Origin of the sequence: Luteolibacter pohnpeiensis, assembly GCF_016595435.1 — a bacterium.
Lineage (GTDB): Bacteria > Verrucomicrobiota > Verrucomicrobiia > Verrucomicrobiales > Akkermansiaceae > Luteolibacter > Luteolibacter pohnpeiensis.
In genome coordinates this window covers 1-461 of record NZ_JAENIJ010000204.1, presented here as the reverse complement: position 1 = coordinate 461, position 461 = coordinate 1, and the positions used below count along the sequence as shown (strand labels likewise).

Genomic DNA, 461 nt, shown 5'->3' with positions numbered 1-461 from the left:
TCTTCATCGGGAGCCGGAATCGGAACTCCCAGATCATCATACACGAATTGTTTGCTCATCGCTACTCCGATCCGGGAAAGAATCTCAATTCGTTCAGCTTTCGCCTTCTCGTCCTTGGATTCCTCGCGTTTCGCCCAGATCTCGGGGATGTCGTCGCGTTCACCCCAGTTGAGCGTCACGATGGCCGGAGCCAGCTGATGGGTCAGGACTTCGCCGACGAAATCCGCCACGGCATCGACCATTGCGTTCTTCGTGTTTTCATGGACGTCGCCCAGTGCCCGGTTGCCATTCTCCGCCGTGCCGGAGGTGAGCGTTTGCCCCAAAATGAACGTATCGCACTGACGGTCCGCCAAGGCGATCAATTCACGTTGTGGCAGGTTTTGGCCGGAGGTCGAACCTTGGGCCAAGATGTTCACCTTTACGCCCGGCTTGGTGCGGAGGAAACCCTGCGAGCCGATATT

At 57.3% G+C, this 461-nt stretch carries 1 protein-coding gene; it reads right to left on the bottom strand.

The window, feature by feature from the left end; all coding sequences use genetic code 11:
• A partial coding sequence (locus tag JIN85_RS20965; protein ID WP_200274522.1) for a phage portal protein family protein occupies nucleotides 1–461 on the bottom strand: 461 nt, incomplete at both ends.